27 protein-coding genes and 2 riboswitches are annotated in these 20607 nt (G+C 36.6%); of the genes, 11 read left to right on the forward strand and 16 right to left on the reverse strand.

Going from position 1 to position 20607, the window contains the following annotated elements; all coding sequences use genetic code 11:
• Nucleotides 1-106: 106 nt before the first annotated feature.
• The 7 genes from purB to CD003_RS14815 form a co-directional block, all read right to left on the reverse strand.
• Entirely contained in the window at nt 107-1405 is a 1299-nt protein-coding gene (gene purB / locus CD003_RS14785) for an adenylosuccinate lyase (RefSeq protein ID WP_096201823.1), read from the reverse strand.
• 60 nt (nt 1406-1465) lie between these two features.
• The gene (purK, locus tag CD003_RS14790) at nt 1466-2590 is read right to left on the reverse strand and encodes a 5-(carboxyamino)imidazole ribonucleotide synthase (protein WP_096201824.1); all 1125 of its coding nucleotides are present in this window, start codon (nt 2588-2590) and stop codon (nt 1466-1468) included.
• On the reverse strand, nt 2587-3072 hold the full coding sequence (gene purE / locus CD003_RS14795; protein WP_096201825.1) for a 5-(carboxyamino)imidazole ribonucleotide mutase: 486 nt from the start codon (nt 3070-3072) through the stop codon (nt 2587-2589). The genes purK and purE overlap by 4 nt, the downstream gene beginning before the upstream one ends.
• A gap of 205 nt (nt 3073-3277) precedes the next feature.
• Nucleotides 3278-3379: riboswitch (purine riboswitch) on the reverse strand.
• 267 nt (nt 3380-3646) lie between these two features.
• Nucleotides 3647-3844, reverse strand: coding sequence for an NETI motif-containing protein (locus CD003_RS14800; protein WP_096201826.1), 198 nt, complete (start codon nt 3842-3844; stop codon nt 3647-3649).
• A gap of 166 nt (nt 3845-4010) precedes the next feature.
• Entirely contained in the window at nt 4011-4568 is a 558-nt protein-coding gene (locus tag CD003_RS14805; RefSeq protein WP_179295565.1) for an isoprenylcysteine carboxyl methyltransferase family protein, read from the reverse strand.
• Between the two features lie 13 nt (nt 4569-4581).
• A complete protein-coding gene (locus tag CD003_RS14810; RefSeq protein WP_096201827.1) occupies nt 4582-5667 on the reverse strand; it encodes a type III polyketide synthase in 1086 nt (361 codons plus the stop codon).
• A gap of 161 nt (nt 5668-5828) precedes the next feature.
• On the reverse strand, nt 5829-6359 hold the full coding sequence (locus CD003_RS14815; protein WP_096201828.1) for a DUF6944 family repetitive protein: 531 nt from the start codon (nt 6357-6359) through the stop codon (nt 5829-5831).
• A gap of 143 nt (nt 6360-6502) precedes the next feature.
• Between CD003_RS14815 and CD003_RS14820 the strand changes: the two genes are divergently transcribed.
• The 5 genes from CD003_RS14820 (at nt 6503) to gerPC (ending at nt 8220) form a co-directional block, all read left to right on the forward strand.
• Complete coding sequence (locus tag CD003_RS14820) at nt 6503-6829, forward strand: hypothetical protein (protein WP_096201829.1); 327 nt, start codon at nt 6503-6505, stop codon at nt 6827-6829.
• Between the two features lie 92 nt (nt 6830-6921).
• A complete protein-coding gene (locus CD003_RS14825) occupies nt 6922-7005 on the forward strand; it encodes a YjcZ family sporulation protein (RefSeq protein ID WP_096201830.1) in 84 nt (27 codons plus the stop codon).
• Between the two features lie 131 nt (nt 7006-7136).
• Nucleotides 7137-7358, forward strand: a complete 222-nt coding sequence (locus CD003_RS14830) for a spore germination protein (protein ID WP_257008324.1) — start codon at nt 7137-7139, stop codon at nt 7356-7358.
• A gap of 27 nt (nt 7359-7385) precedes the next feature.
• Nucleotides 7386-7598: a hypothetical protein gene (locus CD003_RS14835; RefSeq protein ID WP_096201831.1), complete on the forward strand. Its 213-nt coding sequence runs from the start codon at nt 7386-7388 to the stop codon at nt 7596-7598.
• Nucleotides 7599-7908: 310 nt separating this feature from the next.
• Complete coding sequence (gene gerPC, locus CD003_RS14840; RefSeq protein WP_218838252.1) at nt 7909-8220, forward strand: spore germination protein GerPC; 312 nt, start codon at nt 7909-7911, stop codon at nt 8218-8220.
• A 79-nt stretch (nt 8221-8299) separates the two neighbouring features.
• Here the strand turns inward: gerPC and CD003_RS14845 are convergent, their stop codons facing one another.
• Together CD003_RS14845 and CD003_RS14850 are read right to left on the reverse strand one after the other, a co-directional pair.
• Nucleotides 8300-8731: an Hsp20/alpha crystallin family protein gene (locus CD003_RS14845; RefSeq protein ID WP_096201833.1), complete on the reverse strand. Its 432-nt coding sequence runs from the start codon at nt 8729-8731 to the stop codon at nt 8300-8302.
• Nucleotides 8732-8816: 85 nt separating this feature from the next.
• Nucleotides 8817-9257, reverse strand: coding sequence for a LysM peptidoglycan-binding domain-containing protein (locus CD003_RS14850; RefSeq protein WP_096201834.1), 441 nt, complete (start codon nt 9255-9257; stop codon nt 8817-8819).
• 192 nt (nt 9258-9449) lie between these two features.
• Here CD003_RS14850 and CD003_RS14855 point away from each other — a divergent pair, with 192 nt between their 5' ends.
• Nucleotides 9450-9662 (forward strand): spore germination protein, encoded by a 213-nt coding sequence (locus CD003_RS14855; protein WP_096201835.1) that lies wholly within the window; start codon nt 9450-9452, stop codon nt 9660-9662.
• Between the two features lie 104 nt (nt 9663-9766).
• On the opposite strand, the gene CD003_RS14860 is transcribed toward CD003_RS14855, so the two are convergent.
• The 5 genes from CD003_RS14860 to CD003_RS14880 all read right to left on the reverse strand — a co-directional run bounded on the left by CD003_RS14860 (nt 9767) and on the right by CD003_RS14880 (nt 13617).
• The gene (locus tag CD003_RS14860) at nt 9767-10615 is read right to left on the reverse strand and encodes an ATP-binding cassette domain-containing protein (protein ID WP_096201836.1); all 849 of its coding nucleotides are present in this window, start codon (nt 10613-10615) and stop codon (nt 9767-9769) included.
• Between the two features lie 240 nt (nt 10616-10855).
• Nucleotides 10856-12013 (reverse strand): agmatinase family protein, encoded by a 1158-nt coding sequence (locus tag CD003_RS14865; RefSeq protein ID WP_096201837.1) that lies wholly within the window; start codon nt 12011-12013, stop codon nt 10856-10858.
• A gap of 195 nt (nt 12014-12208) precedes the next feature.
• A complete protein-coding gene (locus CD003_RS14870) occupies nt 12209-12646 on the reverse strand; it encodes an Hsp20/alpha crystallin family protein (RefSeq protein ID WP_096201838.1) in 438 nt (145 codons plus the stop codon).
• A gap of 66 nt (nt 12647-12712) precedes the next feature.
• Nucleotides 12713-13267, reverse strand: a complete 555-nt coding sequence (locus CD003_RS14875) for a GNAT family N-acetyltransferase (RefSeq protein ID WP_096201839.1) — start codon at nt 13265-13267, stop codon at nt 12713-12715.
• An 80-nt stretch (nt 13268-13347) separates the two neighbouring features.
• The gene (locus CD003_RS14880; protein WP_096201840.1) at nt 13348-13617 is read right to left on the reverse strand and encodes a hypothetical protein; all 270 of its coding nucleotides are present in this window, start codon (nt 13615-13617) and stop codon (nt 13348-13350) included.
• 307 nt (nt 13618-13924) lie between these two features.
• Here CD003_RS14880 and CD003_RS14885 point away from each other — a divergent pair, with 307 nt between their 5' ends.
• From CD003_RS14885 to cbiQ, 5 genes are all read left to right on the forward strand, one after another.
• Nucleotides 13925-14326, forward strand: coding sequence for a YppG family protein (locus CD003_RS14885; protein WP_096201841.1), 402 nt, complete (start codon nt 13925-13927; stop codon nt 14324-14326).
• A 215-nt stretch (nt 14327-14541) separates the two neighbouring features.
• Nucleotides 14542-15150 (forward strand): CbiM family transporter, encoded by a 609-nt coding sequence (locus CD003_RS14890; RefSeq protein ID WP_096201842.1) that lies wholly within the window; start codon nt 14542-14544, stop codon nt 15148-15150.
• 20 nt (nt 15151-15170) lie between these two features.
• Nucleotides 15171-15590, forward strand: coding sequence for a hypothetical protein (locus CD003_RS14895; protein WP_096201843.1), 420 nt, complete (start codon nt 15171-15173; stop codon nt 15588-15590).
• 36 nt (nt 15591-15626) lie between these two features.
• Nucleotides 15627-16493 (forward strand): DUF4198 domain-containing protein, encoded by an 867-nt coding sequence (locus tag CD003_RS14900; protein ID WP_096201844.1) that lies wholly within the window; start codon nt 15627-15629, stop codon nt 16491-16493.
• 19 nt (nt 16494-16512) lie between these two features.
• Entirely contained in the window at nt 16513-17259 is a 747-nt protein-coding gene (gene cbiQ, locus CD003_RS14905; RefSeq protein WP_096201845.1) for a cobalt ECF transporter T component CbiQ, read from the forward strand.
• Nucleotides 17260-17308: 49 nt separating this feature from the next.
• On the opposite strand, the gene CD003_RS14910 is transcribed toward cbiQ, so the two are convergent.
• Together CD003_RS14910 and guaA are read right to left on the reverse strand one after the other, a co-directional pair.
• The gene (locus CD003_RS14910) at nt 17309-18610 is read right to left on the reverse strand and encodes an NCS2 family permease (protein WP_096201846.1); all 1302 of its coding nucleotides are present in this window, start codon (nt 18608-18610) and stop codon (nt 17309-17311) included.
• A 145-nt stretch (nt 18611-18755) separates the two neighbouring features.
• Nucleotides 18756-18857: riboswitch (purine riboswitch) on the reverse strand.
• Between the two features lie 84 nt (nt 18858-18941).
• Nucleotides 18942-20480 (reverse strand): glutamine-hydrolyzing GMP synthase, encoded by a 1539-nt coding sequence (gene guaA / locus CD003_RS14915; protein WP_096202365.1) that lies wholly within the window; start codon nt 20478-20480, stop codon nt 18942-18944.
• Between the last annotated feature and the right edge of the window lie 127 nt (nt 20481-20607).

The raw sequence follows: 20607 nt of genomic DNA on the forward strand, positions 1-20607 counted from the left end.
GAATTATGAGTTATTAGTTACGAATTGCATGGATGGCAAAGCCATCCATACTTATTACATTCGCAATTAAGCTTTTAATTCATAACTCATAACTCAGCATTTATAATTAACCATTAAGTCCAGTTCGGTTAAAGATTGTGTCTACGTGTTTCATGTGATGGTTGTAGTCGAAGCATTCTTCGATTTCAGCTGGTGTTAGTTGATTTGTGATGCGCTCTTCAGCTTCAACTAGCTCTCTGAATTGAATACCCTTCTCCCAAGCTTCCATTGCTTTTGGTTGAACAAGGTCATATGCTTCTTCCCGTGCCATTCCTTTATCAATTAAAGTTAACATTACACGTTGAGAGTAAATTAAACCGTATGTTCTCGTCATGTTACGCTTCATATTTTCAGGGAATACCGTTAAGTTTTTCACGATATTACCGAAACGGTTTAACATGTAGTTTAATGCGATAGTTGCATCTGGAATGATGACGCGTTCTGCAGATGAATGAGAGATATCACGCTCATGCCATAATGGAACATTTTCATAAGCAGTCATCATATAGCCACGAATCACACGAGCAAGACCAGTCATATTTTCTGAACCAATTGGGTTTCGTTTATGTGGCATTGCTGATGATCCCTTTTGACCTTTTGCGAAGAACTCTTCCACTTCGCGAGTCTCACTCTTTTGTAATCCACGAATCTCTACTGCAAACTTTTCGATTGAAGTAGCAATAAGGGCTAATGTAGACATGTAGTCTGCATGACGGTCACGTTGTAATGTTTGTGTTGAAACAGGTGCAGCATTTAATCCAAGGTTCTTACAAACATACTCTTCAATAAAAGGGTCAATATTAGCAAATGTTCCAACTGCACCCGATAACTTACCAAAGCGAACACCTTCTGCTGCTGCTCTGAAACGTTCTAGGTTACGCTTCATTTCCTCGTACCATAGAGCAAGCTTTAAGCCGAATGTTGTTGGCTCAGCATGTACACCATGAGTACGCCCCATCATTACTGTATATTTATGTTCAATTGCTTTATTTTTTAAAATTTCAATAAAGTTCACTAGGTCTTTTTCTAAAATTTCATTTGCTTGTTTCAATAGATAAGATAATGCCGTATCAACAACATCTGTAGAAGTTAGTCCGTAATGAACCCATTTTCTTTCTTCTCCTAAGCTTTCAGATACAGCACGAGTGAAGGCAACAACATCGTGACGAGTCTCCTCTTCAATTTCATGGATACGAGCAACATCAAATGTTGCTTTCTCACGAATCTTCTGAACATCTTCCTTTGGAATATCCCCTAATTCAGCCCATGCTTCGCAGGCCACAATTTCAACCTCTAACCATGCTTGGAATTTATTTTCCTCTGTCCAGATAGCACCCATCTCCGGGCGTGTATAACGTTCAATCATCTTTTGTTTCCTCCACTTCATTTATCGTAAAATTTTCAATACGTTGTTATTTTAGCATGTCTACCAAATATTTAACGAATCAACTTTATCTAAAGCCTCTTCCACTGTATCAGCTAACACATTGATATGCCCCATCTTTCTCCCTTGCTTTGCTTCTTCTTTCCCATATAGATGAAGTTTGATGGTATCAAATTGTTGTAGCTTGTCTAGCACTGGTGATAAATGCTCTCCTAGAATGTTCACCATAACAACTGGTTTAAGGAGGTTTGTTTGTCCAAGTGGCAAGTCACAAATCGCTCTCACATGCTGTTCAAACTGTGATGTTTCACACGCTTCCATCGTATAATGTCCTGAATTATGTGGCCGAGGAGCTACTTCATTAACATATAGTTCATTGTCTTTTGTTAAAAACATTTCAACTGCTAGAGTCCCAACCATATTTAATCCTTCAGCTAGTCGTATCGCCAGCCCTCTTGCTCTATCTTGAACAATTTCAGGGATACGAGCTGGTACAATAGTTTGATGCAAAATATTATTTTCATGTATATTTTCAGCTACCGGAAACGTTTTTACTTCACCCGAAACACTTCTTGTTACGATAACTGATAATTCTTTATCAAATGGAATCCACTTCTCAAGTACAAGCTCACCTTTACCATCTAACGTTTGAAAGGCAGTTGCTATATCCGCCTTCTCACGAATAACAGCTTGTCCCTTGCCATCATAACCACCTCGACACGTTTTCAAAACGGATGGAATTCGAACTTCTTCAATAGCCTTTTGTAAATCATTTTCTGTCTTAACTAAATAATAAGGTGCAACTGGAATACCTAATGATTCAATTGCATTTTTTTCTAACCCTCGGTCTTGCGTTGTAAGTAACAACTTATGACCTTGAGGCAGGTACAAGTTTTCTTCTAAAAATTGAGCCGTTTGTCCATCAATATTTTCAAATTCATAAGTAAGTACATCACATTCCTTTGCAAGCTCTTCTGCTCCGCCTAGGTCATCATAATTAGCAATGACTTCAACATCAGCAACTTGCCCACAAGGTGAATCACTCTTAGGTTCAAGTACAGCAATTCGATAACCCATGGCTTTAGCTGAAAGAGCCATCATTCTACCTAATTGTCCTCCACCTAATATTCCGATTGTCTTACCGGGTTCAATAAGACGTTTCGTCATAGTTGTTCACTACTTTCAAGTACTTGTTCTTTCGTTTCTTGACGACGTACTTCAAGCTTATCAGCATACTCCGGGAATTGCGTCCCAAGCATTTGTGCTGCTAATAATCCTGCATTTGTAGCTCCTGCCTTTCCAATAGCGACTGTAGCAACAGGAACTCCACCAGGCATTTGAACAATAGATAGGAGTGAATCAAGTCCGTTAAGTGCCTTCGACTGAACTGGTACACCAATGACTGGAACGATTGTCTTTGCCGCTACCATTCCTGGTAGATGAGCAGCACCTCCAGCTCCTGCAATAATAACTTTAATGCCACGTTCTCTAGCTGTTTCGGCATAGTCAAACATTAAGTCTGGTGTACGGTGAGCAGAAACGACCTTCTTTTCATATGGCACTCCTAATTCATCTAAGATGTCGCACCCATGCTTCATCGTTTCCCAATCAGATATGCTTCCCATGATGACACCTACTAATGGCTCCATTGTTGTACCTCCCGTATTAATAAATATTTATGTAAATTATTTTATATAATTGTATTGTTTTGATAAAATCCGACCTTTTTTGCACAATAAACATAAAAAACGCTTATCTTTAGTATTGTCCGCTCTCTACCTAATCTATGGCGAGAAAGCAAAACAACACTAAACATAAGCGTTGTAATCACTTCTTTACACACTGGAGTGTGTTAGAAGAGTCGCTTTCCCTCATAGTCTGATGATTTACGGTCGTCAGGTAGAAACTTTTAGGCCATATTTCCTAAATTATATGAGGAATTATTTTATTAATGTACATGTACATCTTAGCAGTTTGTCAGAAGATTTGTCAATGAAAAATCGAACATTATTAGATTCCGTTAGTTTATTGTTCGCTTTTTACAAGCTATTCCAATGAAACCTATCTCATGATTGCTATACCAACCTTTTTCTGTATGAAAAGTCTGTTATTTGTTGACATACTAAAACTATGAATCAAATCTCTTTGAAGTTGTTTCGATTTTCTAAACAAACATAAAAAAAGACGATAGTGACACTCACCTCGTCTTCACTCCTCCTTATACTATTTTAATACCCCTTCAAATACAATCTTTTGTCTTATTGGCACAAACTCCTGTTTTCCATTTGTCATTACCTCTTGAAAAACTGGCTCTTCCATTCGCCTTGTTGGCATATATCCTTCTTGTTCCATCCTTTGTAAGCATTGATCAATTGATTCATTTTCTCCCACTTCGAATTTTTGCTTCTTTTTTTTCGACATCGATATCTAGCCCCCTTTTGAATATCCTACAGTTAAGATACTATCAAACATGCTTATTGAAAAGGACTCTCTTTGTCTTCATTATAAACAAAAAGAGGCACTTTTTAGGGGAGTAATCTGAATTAGACATTTTCAGTGGCTTTGTTCTTAGTCAACTCGTCTATAATTATTTAAATTTCGGAAAAAATCTATATCTACCCATAAAGGTATTATTATAATCTGTTACGTTCATTAATGCTTTTTCTTCCTCAGGTATACGAATGGACATGACTACTAAGTTTAACAAAGTAAAAATTATCGCCGTCCAGTATGCTTGAAAAATGATTGGCAAAGTGATAATTTCTGTTGCCACAATTACATAATTAGGGTGCCTCATAAATCGGTATGGACCTTTAGCGACTACATTAGCTCCTGGGAGTACCATAATCCTCGTGTTCCAAAATGGACCTAATGAAGATAGGCTCCACACTCTACCTATTTGGGCTAGGATAAAGAATAGGAAAGGAATCCACCACCAAGATAGTATTGTTTTCTCAAAATTAACTACTTCATATAATAAGGAAAGAAAGAAGCCAATATGAACGAATACAATGTATTTATAATGCTTCTCACCAACCTCGTATCCACCTTTTGCTTTAATCCAATCTGCATTTCTATTTGCTATCATTAATTCAACCAATCGTTGCAAAATTACAATTCCGACAATTACATAAAAAAGTATCATTACATCCCTCCTCCTACTTCCATTCTAAAAGAACGAGCTCCGAACTAAACCCTGGACCTAATGCCCCAAGTAACCCTACTTGTCCTACATCGGAATCCTTTTTCATAAATTCATTCAGTACAAATAACACTGTAGGTGCTGACATATTACCATTGTCTTCAAGAATTTTCCTTGAAATACTCGTCATGTCTCTTTTTTCATCAAACATCTTTTCATAAGCATCGAGAACTTTCTTTCCGCCAGGATGAGCTACAAAGTAATCCACTTCCTCTAATGAAATTTGATGTTCCTTCAAAAAATCTTGAACAACAGGACCAAACCAGTTTTTAATTAATGAAGGGATACTTCTAGAAAAAACAACATTCAACCCGTCATTCTTAACCTCCCAGCCCATTACGTCCTCTGAATTAGGCATTAGCTGAGAATCAGTTCCTGAAATCACAGGCAGTGTGTTCTTCGTTACTTGTATGTCGTTTACTTCATCTCCAGCTACTAAGGCACACGCAACACCATCAGCAAACAAAGAGGTTCCGATTAAGTTGCTCTTTGATTGGTCCTCTTTTTGAAAGGTTAGACTACATAATTCAGTGCAAAGAACGAGAACCTTCCCTTTCGGATATGCTAAACAAAATTCATACGCCCGACTTAATCCAGAAGCCCCTCCAGCACAACCAAGACCCCATATCGGAACCCGCTTAATATTTGATTTAAAGGGGAGTAAGTTTGCTATTTTCGCTTCAATAGTTGGAGTAGAAAAACCAGTACTTGAAATAAAATAAATTGCATCAATTTCACTACAGTCAACTGGACTATCTAGAAATTCTTCATTTGATAAGCACAGTTCAATTGCCTCTTTTCCATACTCTGTTGCGAGCTGAATATAAAGGTCATTTCTTTCTTTTAATGTATGGTCTTTATAATACCAATCAAGAGGCATTGAGAAATTTCTATGTTTAATTTGACCGTTATCAAATACTTGTAATAACCTATTAATATCATGAAATTCCTCATGGAATAGTTCTCTTGCAAATTCTGCCGTGTCAGACTGAATTATTTTATTGGAAGGTGTGATTGTACTAACAGATATTATAATCGGCATGCATATATAACCTCCAAAGTGGTATAAATCTTCTCTGTTAATTTTTCCATTACTTTCAAAAAAATACACAAAAAGAAAAAAGAGGCTAAGCTACATTATTTACTAAACCTCTCCTCTAATTTGGCTATGAATTTTCACTAGTTCTGTTTTCCTATTACTCCTTATCGAATTTTGTACGTAACAATAACCGCTTGTAAAATGGATCCAGACGTTTGTGTCCAACTTCCGACAGTTGATAGAATATCTCCCTTGCCTTCTTTTCCATGAATTTCACTCACAGCCCCAATCGCTTCTAGCCCAGCACCTATCGACTGTAGAAAATAGCTTACAAGCAACCGTCTATCTTCTTCTACTAATGAAGCTAGTACTGGACCTAGTGCTTGCAAAGAATCACCCAATGCCTCTAAACGTACATTATCAATGCTTTCTTCCTCCAACTGTCTTGCTGCTGCGATTGATGCTGTTGCTGCACCAGCAGCCTCTATCCAATCACCTATTTCCGCAATCGGTTCTTCTTCATCAATCGCTTGTAAAGCGTTTCCGAATGCCTGTAAACCTTCACCTATTTTAATAATCTCATAAACTAAATCATCATCTAATCCGACTAAGTTTCTAGTCTCACCTATAGATGAAAGAATTTGCCCTATAGCGTCTAACCAACTACCAGATACATCTAATTGTTCAAAGTTCATAGCTATCACCAATCTTCAAAACACTTCTTTAACTATTATATGTTGTTGAAATGACGATGCTATCTTAAATAGTCAAGTCATAATTAAATACGCATTCACATACATCATTAAGAATGTACTATGTGAAAAGGAGGTTTTGACTCTTGGACGAAAAACGATTAGAATTAATCGAAAATAACCTTAAACGCCTAGACAGATTAATCCTAGAAAATCGTGCATACTTAGAAGAATTAATTGAAAGTAAGTTAGCTGACATTACTAACGAGAAAAAGCACAACATTCAACATGACATACCCTCAGGTATAGACTCTCTAAGTTCACTTCAACTAAAAATTGAGTACTTAACATCAGCAAATGAACAAATGGTACAACAAAACCAACGGCTTAGAGAATACATTGAGAATGTTATAGATAAGAATGAAGTACCAACGAAAGAAGATTACTTTCGAGCATTACGAGGAGATGTATAATAATAATGTAAAAAATAAACAGTCTCTCTTCCTCACCCCTTTACTAAAATTCCATACTATGAAATGGAAAAGTAGAAAAGGAGGCATTTATCATGGATGGTGGGTACACGAGCGATTTTATTTTAATCCTTGTTTTATTTATTTTACTCGTTATCATTGGTGCAGCATGGATTTAAAGGAACACAAAAAACGTACTTTAATCACTTTTGATTAAAGTACGTTTTTTTCTTTTATCATGAAACTTGTGACATTCGTCTATATATATACATAAGAATATAGTAAAGGCTAAAAACGGGAGGAAGTTATTTTGACACATGTAAATAACATCGTCGGGATTCGAGTTAATAATGCCTCTAATAACGCCTCTATGAACTTTGGTAATACTCTTCATAAAGGACACCAGGCGAATGTCAAAATGAATGTAGGTTATTATCAAGCTGGGGATGCAAACTTTAGTCCATTGCAATTTAATAATGCTAATTTAGTTAATGATCCAGACGTAACAGATCAAGCCCAAGCGCAGGTCTAAATTTATAGTTTAGAAAGGACTTGAGCCATGCAAATTAATATAAAGAATATTCGTATTAACTCGATAAGTACCATTGGTTCATTAAATATTGGAAAAACTGTGTTTACGGATAATCATTCATCATCAGCTCGATATCCAAAACCAAATTATGAAGAAACTGAACCAGAGAATAACGATGAAAATGAAAACCCTCAAATAATTGATGTAGAAACAATTGGGTTACCTCCATATTCTGGATAGTCCACTCTTCTAACAGTAGAAAAGGATATATTCAACTATAATCTTCGTCATACATTGAGCTACAAATCATATTTTAGTAGGAGAGATAACTATTTAGGGAGGGGTTATTATTTATTATTACTACTGGCCTCGGTATTATCAACAACAACCTGGCTATATAAATCAGTATCAACAGGGTGCACATCAACTTCCAGAATACCTATATCAGCAACAAAAGGATTATAATCCACTCGAAAACGAAATGGTTAGTGAAAGTTATAACTATGAAGATAACTTTCACTTGCCAAACCCTCTAGACATATTAGAGGAGTTGCAAAAGAAAATTGAGGATATCGAAGAAGAAAATAAGCAACTAAAGGAAAAAATCGAGAACCTTCAACCGATTACAATTGAAAATATTAATTACAAAATTCAAGAATTAACTGTTAAAGAGTTGTCAGGCACTTTAAATATTGGCATGACAGCCCTAACAGATCCTGAAAACATCAAGAAGTTAATTAATGAACATGACGACATTAAATTTAATGATTTGGATACGACAGAAGTGAGTGAAGTAGAGGATTTGGATCAATTTGAAGATATAGAGAATATGGAAAACATGAATACTCATCAAGAAGGCTAAAAGTAAATGCCTATGACCAATTAGCGAAAAAAGGTCATAGGCATTTACTTTTTTATATTCTTCTTAGTCGTAATCCACACTACTCATCATCTAAATTCTTTATGCTTACCTTGTTCTTCAAGTGATTTGAGCGAATTAATCGATGCAAATGAATGACCAATAAACCTTTCTGATAAGCAGCATCGATTTTATCATCTCTAATCGGGAAAGGTAACTCTATTGTACGTTTAAATGGACCTTGCGGGATTTCTTCTTGAATAATACGGAACCCAGAGAAATCAGTATGAAGAGTGCCTCTTACTTCTAGCGTCCTTTCATATGCATAAATATCAACTTCCTCTAGTTTAAGCCCAGGCAATGTAAAGACACATAAAAGCTCATTACTAGTTTCATACATATTCATCCTCACTACACTATTCTCATTTGATAAATTATCAAAGCTAGAGAAGAAATCGTCCCCTAGAAATTTCGGCAGCATACTTTTCCAGTTTTGTGAAAAGTTATTATTCATGCTCTCCCCTCCTCTAAGAGTCAGTCACCCCATCTAAACGAGAAACTTTGGTGGATGGGGTGACGTTTCTACTAATATCTAGCTTCTACTGGCCTTGATACCAATAGTAAGGATAATAATAGCCAACTTGATTTGGATATTGATATTGCGGATACATAATTGCTTGAGGCTGGTCTGCTACTGAACGATACTGTTGTTCTTCATTTCTCATCTTAGGTAATTGTTGTTCAGCTTGGTGTCCATGCTTAACCAAATAATCTTCTGATGGCCAATGAGGGATGTTTGGTTTATTGTAATGTACAGGTTCATCAGACACATATGCACACACATTACCTTTATTATCGGATCCGTCCCACAATCCATCTAATCCCATAATAGAAGGTATTGTCACTTGCGCCCCTTCAATGATACTTGTGGGGTCTTGAATATGTTGATTATAGGATAATAATAAATTCACATCAATGTTATACTTTTTAGCTAAAAAATGTAACGTCTCCCCTTGACCACATACGTGCGCTCTAATCATATAAAAACCTCCTATTGATTTGTAACAATATATGTTTATTCACCCATTGGGTTTTTGACATAGTTTTTTAGAAGAACAAGTAGTATTTTTTTATTAGTTCTTTTTCTATAATAGCTGTGTCATTATTCCTCCTACTACATAGGATGAAAGAGTAAGTACACACGTTGGGAGGAGATTACTTTCTTCACACATATGAACAATATCCTCGGGATAAGGGTAAATCAAGCAGCTAGTAATGCCTCTATGAACTTTGGTCACGCTGTCCACAAGGGACATCAAGCAAATTTAAAACTAAACTCAGGCTACACACAACCAGGGGATGCAAACTTCAGTCCATTGCAGTTCAACAATGCTAACTTAACGAATGATCCTGATGTTGTCGACCAAGCACAAACACAGATTTAGTGTTTTTTTAGTGCCACAAAACTGAGTCCACTGAAAAAGTGTGATTTTACACTTTTTTAGTGGACTTCTGTATCTACTATTCTAAAATCTAGTGTACACATAACTTACATCATTTCTTGGTTCGAACTTCCCTCATTAGTACTTAACATTTCATATAACAGCCTTACTGCTTCTTGCTCATTTGTAGGAAGCCTTTCACAGTTTACATCTGGTAACATCCGAAATAGTCTTGAAATTCTCGGTAGGTGTAGTCTTGCCTTTCTAATTGAATCCTCATCTACTAATAACTCAGGTCCACCTACAGATAATATTTTTCCCTCCCTCATCAAAATGATAATATCTGCCCATGAAGCCGCGAAATCAACATCATGGGTGGAAAGCAATATTGTTTTTCCTAAAAAGTTTAACCCTTGTAGCAACCCAGCCACCTCATCTTGCCCTTCAGGGTCAAGGTATGCCATCGGTTCATCTAAAATCACAATATCAGGTCTCATTGCTAATATCCCTGCAATCGCGACTCTCTTCTTCTGACCATAACTCAAATGATATGGCGCCTTCCCTTTAAATTCTCTCATTCCAACTGAACCTAGAGCTACTTCGCAAACCTCTTCTATTTCCTCTTCTGTTAATCCTAAATTTCGTGGACCAAACTGAACATCCTCCCACACAGTTCCCGAGAATACTTGGTCATCAGGGTCCTGAAACACCAACCCCACTTTCTGACGAATTGTTCGTACTGTTTTTTTATTTAAAGGGATTCCCATAATCGATATAGAGCCTTCTTGAGGAAATTTTAAACCATTTAGATGATGTAGCAGTGTAGACTTTCCAGCTCCATTAGGACCTAATAATGCCACCTTAGACCCTATTGGTATTTGCAGTGATAAACGGTCAACAGCCTTTGTTGTATCCGGATATTCATATACAATTTCTTTAATATCAATAGCATGCACTTCGATTACCCCTCCTCACAAGTTGTTCTATTCTTAACTTATAGTATGATTCAAGAAAAAATAACCTTTACTCCTCTTCCATAATAAAAGTGAGCTTGTCCCAAAGAAAACTACAAAAAAATGTGTTTTTATCTTTTCCACTCTTCCAAAAACATCGAATTTAAAGAATGGAGCCCTACTACGAGTGAGTCACTCGTAATAGGGCGGTATGATATATAATAATTGTAATAGCACTATAGCTTACGTGAACTTTTTCCCAAGTTTCCCTGCATCAACCATTGAAGCTAATACATCAGCAATACAACGCGTACCTAATAATGCTGTTTGATCACTTACATCATATGGTGGAGAAACTTCAACTAATTCCATTCCACAAATACCTTCTCTAGCAACAATATCTAAGAATTCTAGACCTTCTCTTGGTAAAAAGCCTCCTGGTTCAGGCCAACCTGTACCTGGAACAAAACCAGCATCAAAACTATCAATATCCACACTTAAATAGACTGCTTTCGCTCCTCCTTGCCACGCCTTCTCAAGAGCTATTTCAGCAACTTTCTTTACCCCTAATCGCTGAATATCACCAATTGATATTGCTGTTGTGTTAAATTTACGTACATTTTGCACAGCTTCACGTGGTACTTGCCAGCCACCAATACCAACTTGAACAAGATTTTCTGGCGGAGCATTCGGAATATTTGTCGCATGGAACCAAGGAGTCGTATGCATCCGTTCATCCATATCTTTTTCCTGTAAGTCCAAATGGCGATCCATATGAATAATACCTACTTTACCATCAACGTTTTCCGCAATTGCCTTTAGACATGGATATCCAATGGCATGGTCTCCCCCTAACATGACAGGTAAAGTCCCTTGCGCAAATACATGAGAAACTGCTTTATAAATTTGGTCAAAGCTTTTCTCAATATTCGCTATTGTAAAGACATCACCAACATCACACATCTTCAAAGATTCAGCTAAATCGACGCCTTTTTCATAGCTATATGATGTATATAACTTTGAAATTCTTCTCATTGCCTCAGGACCAAACCTAGCACCCGCTCTGTATGTCGTACCAATATCAAAAGGCACACCAATAAATGCCACATCATACTCCCCTACTTTACGTACGTCTTCTAAAAATGGAGTTCGCAAAAAAGTAGGAATACCCGCATATGCAGGACGTGGCTCTCTCGTGAACGTGGAAATTGTACGATCTCCAATCGATGGAGCTGCTTCTAATCCGTACTTAAGGGATCTTTGAAGTATTTTTTGATTTTCTACTTCAGGAATTTTGGCTTCCTTTTCAGCCTGCTCTATTCCAAGTAAGTCTGTATGACGATCACTTTCTAGAGCCTTTTTCTTCCTGAAGCTTAAGCCATGATTATCAAAAAAACCCACTACGTCACCTCCGTTTTGTTTTTCTTAGCTGCTAGTTCAAAGAATTACAAATTACTGCAACTCATCGTATTTATATTCTAAAGAATTCCCTTCATTCCAAATTTCAACAAAATAACCAAGCTTACTAACTATTTTATTTTCACAAAGTAATAGAGAACTTTGACACACATGAATTGTCAGTCTTGAGTACAGCCTCTATACATCATCTAAGTTCTTTACATTTACTTTTTTTCTAACCTTGTTAGATTGAATTAATCGATGTAAATGAATAATTAATATCCCATTTCGATAGGTAGCATCGACCATGTCATCACGTACAGGATATGGCAACTCAATTGACCGTTTAATAGTCCCTTGGGATATCTCTTCTTGAATTAATCGATACCCTTGGTAATCAAAGTGCAGTGTACCTCTTATTTCTAGCGTTCGTTGATAAACATAAATATCTACCTCTTCAAGCTTTAACCCCGGTAAAGATAATGTGCAAATAATTTCATTACCAGATTCATAAATATTCGCTCTCGCACTTCCGTTGTTATCAGATACTAAACCTTTAAATTCTGAAAAAAAATCATTCCCTAAAAAATCAGGTATTGAATCTTTCCAGTTCTTCATCGATCCTGATCTATCCAATCACATCACCCTCTCCAACTGATAATTCATATTTATGAAAATTAGGCAGTTGGAGTGCCTGGTTTATTATTTTTTCCACTCACTTTTTAATATCCCATAAACGACAACATCCTCATATTTTCCTTTAATAAGCTGATACTCTCGTAAATAACCTTCTATTTTAAAGTTATACTTTTTTAGTAATTTTAAAACAGGTTTATTCTTTCTAATCGTATAGGCATGAACCTTGTTTAACTGAAGGACACGAAAGCCATAATCAACAATTGAAGGCAATAATTCAGTAGCATATTTCTTGCCCCAATGCCCACTAAGTATATTTCCACCAATTTCTGCATGATCCGATACTCTGTCCCAGTTTCGAAAACCACACGTACCAATAAACTCTCCTGATTCCTTATGAATAATAGCCCACCTTATCGAATCGGTATTCACGTATGGGTTAGTAATTTGCCTTATAAACTGTTCAGCCTCTTCCACGCTCTTCAAGCCATCACTATTATCAAAACGAATAACACCAGGATCAGAATAGAGGTTATATATATGATATTTATCTATAATCTCTATATTTCTAACAATGAGATTTTTCGTTTCAAATTGAATAGAACTTGGTTTATCAAACATTGGTTCTAGCACATCCTTACATATTCAAATATTTTAAAAAAGGGTGGCACTTATAATAAAGGCCACCCATCGAATAATCCTTACCAATATGGGTATGGCATAAATGCCATTGATGCAATTGCCCCTAGACCAACTCCAAATAATGCACCTGCGCCAAAGCCCCAAAGAAACATTCCTGGTCCACCTGGTCCTGCCGGTGGTGGAGCAGCTCCATCTAACGGTCGAAGATATACCTGTTCATAATCCACTCTTTCAATGATTCCTCTATGAACATTGCCATGAATATCTCTAATCTCTACCGCTCTACCTATACTTTTGTTACATAAATCATAATAATGACTTACAGACATTGGTCATCCTCCTCAAATGCGTTATTAGTAATTAAAAAACGAAAGTAAACTCTCTTATGACAGTCAGATCGCCCCTTTCGTTATTCCTTATTAGCATATTGTGTTAGGTGTAATTTGGTTGGACATTTGTAATGCATCTCTAATTTTTTTAATAAATAGGCCTACTGATACTGAGTTTCTGGTTACTTAGCCGTTTCTTTATTTTGTAGCTACCATACTCTGTAATAATTAGACTCTTTTCTAGAATGTTACTAATTAGAGTTGATGAGATTATTTGTTAAGAAAATATGAATTATGGGAGGATACTATGTTTCCACCAAGAGTAAGACAGCAAGGACCGTTTAATGGTAATAGTGGAATGGGATTTAATCCCATGGGTTTTAATCCGTTCGAGCATCATAATCAATATATTCAAGAAGATAATCCATTTCGTAGAGACTTTTTCATGCCACAACAGCCACCTCAATCACAGCAAATACAAGGTCAAGGACAAATGCCTCAATCACAGCATTTTCAGGGGCAAGGACAAAATCCCCAAGTTCAACCATTCCAAGGACAAGGGCAGATGCCTCAAGGATTAAATTCACTTTTCCGAGATCAAAATGGAAATGTCGATTTAATGAAAATCGGAAACAACGTACAAAATGTAATGGGCGTTGTGAACCAAGTTGGACCAATAATGAAAATGTTTAATGGTTTTTTCAGATAATTTAAGAATCTCTCTTGTGAAGCAATAATGGCTTCGCACATTACTTTAAGGGGACTGAAAAAGTGAAAACCACACTTTTTCAGTCCCCTCTTTTAACACAAGAGGTTTTTTTCATTTACATAATTTCGATATTAATAAGTAGAACGAATACTTGGTTTGTCCCTTCTATATAAATAATCTCAGTGTAGTATTCGTCTTTGAAAGGAGGGATTCACGTGCATGTGGCGGATGGGGTACTTAGCGTAACTGTTGCAGCAGCCACAACTATTGGAGCATTCGGATTATTAGCTTATTCTCTTAAAGGGATTAAAGAGGATGAAATTCCAAAAATCAGCTTACTTACAGGCGCTTTTTTTGTATCCTCATTAATTAATATTCCTGTTGGTCCTACATCCATTCACCCTCTACTTAGTGGTTTTCTCGGCTTAACATTAGGAAGAAGAGCACCTATCGGAATTTTTATCGGCCTACTTTTACAAGCTACTCTATTCCAACACGGAGGCTTAAGTACACTGGGGGCAAATACATTATTAATGTCCTTACCTGCGTATTTAGCTTTTGGGCTTGTTCAACTGTTTAAACAACTTCCTTATTTTATGAAAGGGTTTCTTGCTGGCTTTATCGGTGTATTAGTTGGAGTTTTCCTCTTGATTACATTACTTCTCTTTTCGGACCAACGCTATAACGATGGCATGTTTTCCGTCGTTAATATTGTATTTGTTTCCTATTTCCCACTTGCACTTCTCGAAGCAATTCTAACGGGTTTTTCAGTTAAATACTTATATTCCATACGACCAGCCTTCTTCGATCAGATGAAGTCATGAATAGGGGTTGATTCAAACAAATGTTACTAAAAAAAAGACTCCTTATTAGTTTGTTTACCTGTACTTTAATACTATCTTTCTTCATTGTAGATCTTGCTCATGCCCACCGGATGCTCGTTGAAGTCAAGGAAGATTCTATACATGTTCGGTACGATGATGGTACAAATGCAGAACTAGCGGTTGTCTCTGGTTACGATGAGGAGCATAATTTACTTTTTGAAGGAACAGTTAATGAAGATGGTTACTATGAACTAGAACCTAGATTAGATATAGCTAGAATTACAGCCGACGATGGTATAGGACACCGAGCATCATGGTCTAACGAACAAGAGCAAAACACAGAAAGTAACTTAGACCAAATCCCCCTCTTAATTAGAGCCCTTCTTGGAATCTCTATTTTGGTATTTATCGCTAGTTTCTTTTTCTATCGCAGAAAGTAACACTTATATATCTTATTAAAAAGGAGAGCTATTCTAATGAAAAAATTTATACTTACGTTACTATTTTCATTCCTATTGCTAGGTGTGTTTATCCCTACTGCAACAGCACATGAGCTTTTTATTGAGGTTAAGGAAGATTACAACTCTGATGAAATACAGGTTGATGTACTTTGGGGGCACTTACGAGACTTCTTAGATAACGCAAACCATGAAAACTATGAATTATTCGTACGTTATCCTAGCGGGGAAGTAGAACAATTACCTTTAGAAAGTATAGGAGTTCAAGCAAGAGCCTATCTTACACCTGTTGAAGAGGGTGAATATATTTTCTGGGCTGAACGAAAACCTAGTCTTTATTCCCCAAGTGAAGACGTCACAATTCTAAGTAAACAAATGGCAAAAAATGTATACCAAGTAGGCACAGGTAGTCAACCCGACTCTGAGCCAATTCACATGCTATTAGAAGTTATTCCAACTAATGGTTTAACCACTTTCTCTACAGGTACTTTTAGCGGAACTGTATTATATGAAGGAGCTGCCTCTCCTACTACTCTAATTAGCGCCTATGGTCCTAATGGTGAAATATTAGAAACTGAAACAAACGAGGATGGAACATTTGAACTACCATTTGACTCAGTTGGCGACTGGCTTGTAAAGGCTAATGTTCAAACAGACGAGGAAGGTCAACTAGACGGGGAAGATTATCAACAAATTAGTCGTACATCCACACTCATTATTAACACAACAACTGACGAAGAGGTAAGTGAAGCCATTACACCTAAAGCTGACACGTCTTCAGAAACGACTACGACTACAGAAACTTCAACAAGCATCTTAACATTCATTATCGGCTTTCTATTGGGAGCATCGGTTATCTTTTTAGCGGCAAGGAAAAAACGCTAGAAAAAAACGGAGGAACGTCATGCCAAATTATCAAGAGGACATTCAATATGAATTCGAGGGTATCTCCAAGTGGGCACTTGCATGGGAGTCTAGAGCGAAGTTAATAGCTGCCATCCTTTTTATCTTTGGTGTTATCAGCCTTACTTCCACAACGTTTGCTTTAATTGCTTACACTACAACTGTACTTTCTGCAATAATGATGGGCATTAAAATTATCACGTTATTAACTAGATATTTATTAATTGCGCCATTTGTCTTACTAATGACGATTCCTCTTGTGTTTGGTGGCGGATTTCCACTCGATCCAGATCGTGTTTCTTTTGCATTATTGATCATTTTAAAAGCTGTAACTTCCATGACTATCATTACAATGATTTTAGAAACCCAATCAGTTGATCAGTTTATGAAAAGCCTCGCAGATTTAAAAGTACCACCAATTATGATTACTGTTCTACTATTATCATATCGCTATGTTTACTTATTTTTAGACGATATTCAAAAAATGCAACTCGCTCTCAAAACTCGCTTTTTTAAAGGGGGCGTTAGCATCAAAAATTTAAAGGTATATGGTCAACTAACAGGCTGTTTATTAATTAAGTCCCTCGACCGCTCGGAAAAGATTTATAATGCGATGGCATCTCGTGGCTTTAATGGTACCTTACGCTTTAAAGAATCAAGTAGCATTAGTAGCGTGGACATTTGGAAAACTACTATCTCTATTCTTTTTATAGGAGCATTAATCGTAACAGAAAGATTATATTTCTAGGAACGAAAAAAGGTTATGGCACAAAGCCATAACCTTTTTTCTGTATAAATTAATGTAAGAAAATCAAGTACGAAAGGAATACAAAGAATAAACCATACATAATTGGATGAACATCTTTGCCCTTCCCTTTAACTACCATTGTTAATGGATAGAAAACAAAACCAAGAGCTATACCTGTTGCAATACTATAAGTTAAGGGCATTGTGATGATTGTTAAGAAAGCTGGCACTGCAATCTCAAACCTTTTCCAATCGATTAATCCTAGAGACGATGTCATTAAGATCCCTACAATAATTAATGCCGCTGCGGTTACTTCCTGTGTTACTACTCCTAATAATGGAGAGAAGAATAGTGCAATTAAAAACAGAATTCCTGTTACAACAGAAGCAAACCCTGTACGTCCACCAGCAGCTACACCAGATGATGACTCAATATAAGCCGTCGTTGTTGATGTACCTAGAATTGCACCAATTGATGTTGCTGAAGAATCAGCGATTAATGCTTTACCTGCACGAGGAAGCTTATTATCTTTTACAAACCCAGCTTGGTTTGCTACTGCATATAACGTACCTGCTGTATCAAAGAAATCTACGAATAAGAAAGTTAATACAACTACTAATAACTGAATAGTAAAAACTTGTTCAAACGTAATATCTGTAAATAAGGCACCAAATGTTGGAGCTAAACTTGGAACAGAACCTACAATTGCCTCAGGTGGTTGAATGATACCGAAAACAATACCCGCAATTGACGTAATGATCATTCCGTAGAAAATACCGCCTTTATATCCACGAACCATAAAGATTACTGTAACTACTAAACCAAACACCGCTAAAACCGTAGTTGGAGCAGTCATGTTTCCAAGTGTAACTGCTGTTGCTTCATAAGGTACAACAATTCCTGCATTTTTTAAACCGATAAAAGCAATAAATAACCCAATACCCGCTGCAGCTGCATACTTTAACTCTGCAGGGATAGCATTTATAATAGTTTCACGAATTTTAAAAACTGTAATTAAAATAAAGATTATTCCTGAGAAAAATACACCTAGTAACGCAACTTGCCATTCAATTCCCATTCCTAATACTACAGAATAAGCAAAGAATGCATTTAATCCCATTCCAGGAGCTAATGCAATAGGGTACTTAGCAAGTACGCCCATGATGATTGTACCAATCGCTGCTGCTAATGCAGTAGCTGTAAATACTGCTCCAATATCCATCCCCGCATCTGCAAGAATCAATGGGTTAACAAAAAGAATATACGCCATTGCCAAAAATGTTGTTAAACCCGCAACCGTCTCCTGACGATAGCCTGTCCCATGTTCCTTAAAACCGAAATAACGATCCATTTTAAAATTGTTCCTCCCTTAAGTAAATAAAAGTATTTTGCCAGATTAAAAGGATCTAAAAAGCTCTAGGTAGACACTCCTACCTAGAGCTTTTTACGACAAAAAATCTGGATTGTTTATGTATAGTATCGCAAAACACCATACGTAAGTAATCCCAATTTTTCGTAGTTAAGCCATTTACGGTAGCTTGGTAGAGACTCACGGGCCATATTCCCATGATTATACGAGAAAATCGTTTTCCAACACTTCTTATTTATATAATAGCAAAAAGGTGTAGTGTCGTCAATTGAAACACGAACATTTTTATATTTTTTTTTGTATTATTCGTTTTTTATTCCCACTCGATTGTTGCAGGTGGTTTAGACGTAACATCATACACGACTCTGTTAACATGCTTTACTTCATTTACAATACGTACTGAGATTTTTTCTAGTACATCGTAAGGAATTCGAGCCCAATCCGAAGTCATACCGTCAATTGATGTAACTGCACGGATACCTACTGTGTAATCATACGTTCTAGCGTCACCCATAACACCAACACTTCTCATATTAGGAAGAGCTGTGAAGTATTGCCATATTTCACGTTCTAGTCCAGCATTTTTTATTTCTTCACGTAAAATTGCATCTGATTCACGAACAATTTCAAGCTTCTCATCTGTGATTTCCCCTAAAACACGAATCCCTAAACCAGGACCTGGGAACGGCTGACGCCAAACGATCTCATCTGCAATTCCTAATTCAGAACCAAGTTTACGAACCTCATCCTTAAATAATGTATTTAAAGGCTCAATTAATTCAAACTTCATATCTTCTGGTAATCCACCAACGTTATGATGAGATTTAATTGTTTGCGCTGTTGCTGTACCACTCTCAACAATATCCGTATACAGTGTTCCTTGAGCTAAGAAATCCATGTCTGTTAAAGAAGCTGTTTCCTCTTCAAATACATAGATAAATTCGTTTCCGATAATTTTACGTTTTTCCTCAGGATCAGAAACTCCTTTTAGTTTACTTAAGAAACGCTCTTGAGCATCAATTTTAATTACGTTCATGTTAAAGCCTTCGCTGAATGTCTTCATTACACTTTCAGCTTCACCTTTACGAAGAAGTCCATGATCGATGAACATACACGTTAGCTGGTCACCAATTGCTTGATGAATAAGAACAGCAACTACTGATGAATCTACTCCACCACTTAGTGCACATAATACTTTTTTATCTCCAACTTGCTTACGGATCTTGTCCATTTCAATTTCAATGAAATTTTCCATTGACCAGTTACCTTCACACTCACACACTTTATAAACAAAGTTCTTTAATAATTCAATTCCATGCTCTGAATGGCGAACTTCTGGGTGGTACTGTACACCATAGAAGCTACGAGATTCGTTACTCATACCTGCAACAGGACATGACGGATTAAAAGCATCAACAACAAATCCTTCTGGAGGAGCAACGATTAAATCACCATGACTCATCCAAACAAATTGCTCTTTCGGTAAGCCATCATACAGCTTTGATTGATTCTCAACTGTAATTAATGCTTTCCCGTACTCACGATGTTCAGCTGCTTCAACTTTCCCACCAAAATGTTGAGTCATTAACTGCATTCCATAGCAGATACCTAAGATAGGTACACCTAAATCAAAGATTTTCTCATCACACTTTGGAGCTCCTTCAGCATATGCGCTATTAGGACCACCTGAGAAAATAATACCCTTCGGATTCATCTTTTTGATTTCTTCTGCTGTGATTGTGTGGGGATGAAGTTCACTAAAAACACCTAAGTCACGAATACGACGAGCGATTAGCTGGTTGTACTGACCTCCAAAATCTAAAACTATAATTTTTTCCTTGATGCTTTCCATCATTTCTCTTCCACCCTTTATAAATTAAATTTTTAAAGATTTTCTAAAATGAAATTTTTATGTTTTAAAAAATCTTATTAAACATGCTTATTATCTTATACTACAAACTAACATACACATAGATTTA

Origin of the sequence: Bacillus sp. FJAT-45350 (genome assembly GCF_002335805.1) — a bacterium.
In the GTDB taxonomy this organism is placed as follows: Bacteria; Bacillota; Bacilli; order Bacillales; family NISU01; genus FJAT-45350.

Bases quoted from the DNA above. Each gene is read 5' to 3' on its own strand.
- CD003_RS14900 (WP_096201844.1), top strand. From the start codon at position 15,627: ATGAAAAAATTTATACTTACGTTACTATTTTCATTCCTATTGCTAGGT.
- CD003_RS14880 (WP_096201840.1), bottom strand. From the start codon at position 13,617: ATGTCTGTAAGTCATTATTATGATTTATGTAACAAAAGTATAGGTAGA.
- purE (WP_096201825.1), bottom strand. From the start codon at position 3,072: ATGGAGCCATTAGTAGGTGTCATCATGGGAAGCATATCTGATTGGGAA.
- CD003_RS14835 (WP_096201831.1), top strand. From the start codon at position 7,386: ATGCAAATTAATATAAAGAATATTCGTATTAACTCGATAAGTACCATT.
- CD003_RS14910 (WP_096201846.1), bottom strand. From the start codon at position 18,610: ATGGATCGTTATTTCGGTTTTAAGGAACATGGGACAGGCTATCGTCAG.
- CD003_RS14895 (WP_096201843.1), top strand. From the start codon at position 15,171: ATGTTACTAAAAAAAAGACTCCTTATTAGTTTGTTTACCTGTACTTTA.
- purK (WP_096201824.1), bottom strand. From the start codon at position 2,590: ATGACGAAACGTCTTATTGAACCCGGTAAGACAATCGGAATATTAGGT.
- CD003_RS14855 (WP_096201835.1), top strand. From the start codon at position 9,450: ATGAACAATATCCTCGGGATAAGGGTAAATCAAGCAGCTAGTAATGCC.
- CD003_RS14810 (WP_096201827.1), bottom strand. From the start codon at position 5,667: ATGCCGATTATAATATCTGTTAGTACAATCACACCTTCCAATAAAATA.
- CD003_RS14800 (WP_096201826.1), bottom strand. From the start codon at position 3,844: ATGTCGAAAAAAAAGAAGCAAAAATTCGAAGTGGGAGAAAATGAATCA.
- CD003_RS14845 (WP_096201833.1), bottom strand. From the start codon at position 8,731: ATGAATAATAACTTTTCACAAAACTGGAAAAGTATGCTGCCGAAATTT.
- purB (WP_096201823.1), bottom strand. From the start codon at position 1,405: ATGATTGAACGTTATACACGCCCGGAGATGGGTGCTATCTGGACAGAG.
- CD003_RS14805 (WP_179295565.1), bottom strand. From the start codon at position 4,568: ATGATACTTTTTTATGTAATTGTCGGAATTGTAATTTTGCAACGATTG.
- CD003_RS14850 (WP_096201834.1), bottom strand. From the start codon at position 9,257: ATGATTAGAGCGCACGTATGTGGTCAAGGGGAGACGTTACATTTTTTA.
- CD003_RS14875 (WP_096201839.1), bottom strand. From the start codon at position 13,267: ATGTTTGATAAACCAAGTTCTATTCAATTTGAAACGAAAAATCTCATT.
- cbiQ (WP_096201845.1), top strand. From the start codon at position 16,513: ATGCCAAATTATCAAGAGGACATTCAATATGAATTCGAGGGTATCTCC.
- CD003_RS14815 (WP_096201828.1), bottom strand. From the start codon at position 6,359: ATGAACTTTGAACAATTAGATGTATCTGGTAGTTGGTTAGACGCTATA.
- CD003_RS14885 (WP_096201841.1), top strand. From the start codon at position 13,925: ATGTTTCCACCAAGAGTAAGACAGCAAGGACCGTTTAATGGTAATAGT.
- guaA (WP_096202365.1), bottom strand. From the start codon at position 20,480: ATGGAAAGCATCAAGGAAAAAATTATAGTTTTAGATTTTGGAGGTCAG.
- CD003_RS14825 (WP_096201830.1), top strand. From the start codon at position 6,922: ATGGATGGTGGGTACACGAGCGATTTTATTTTAATCCTTGTTTTATTT.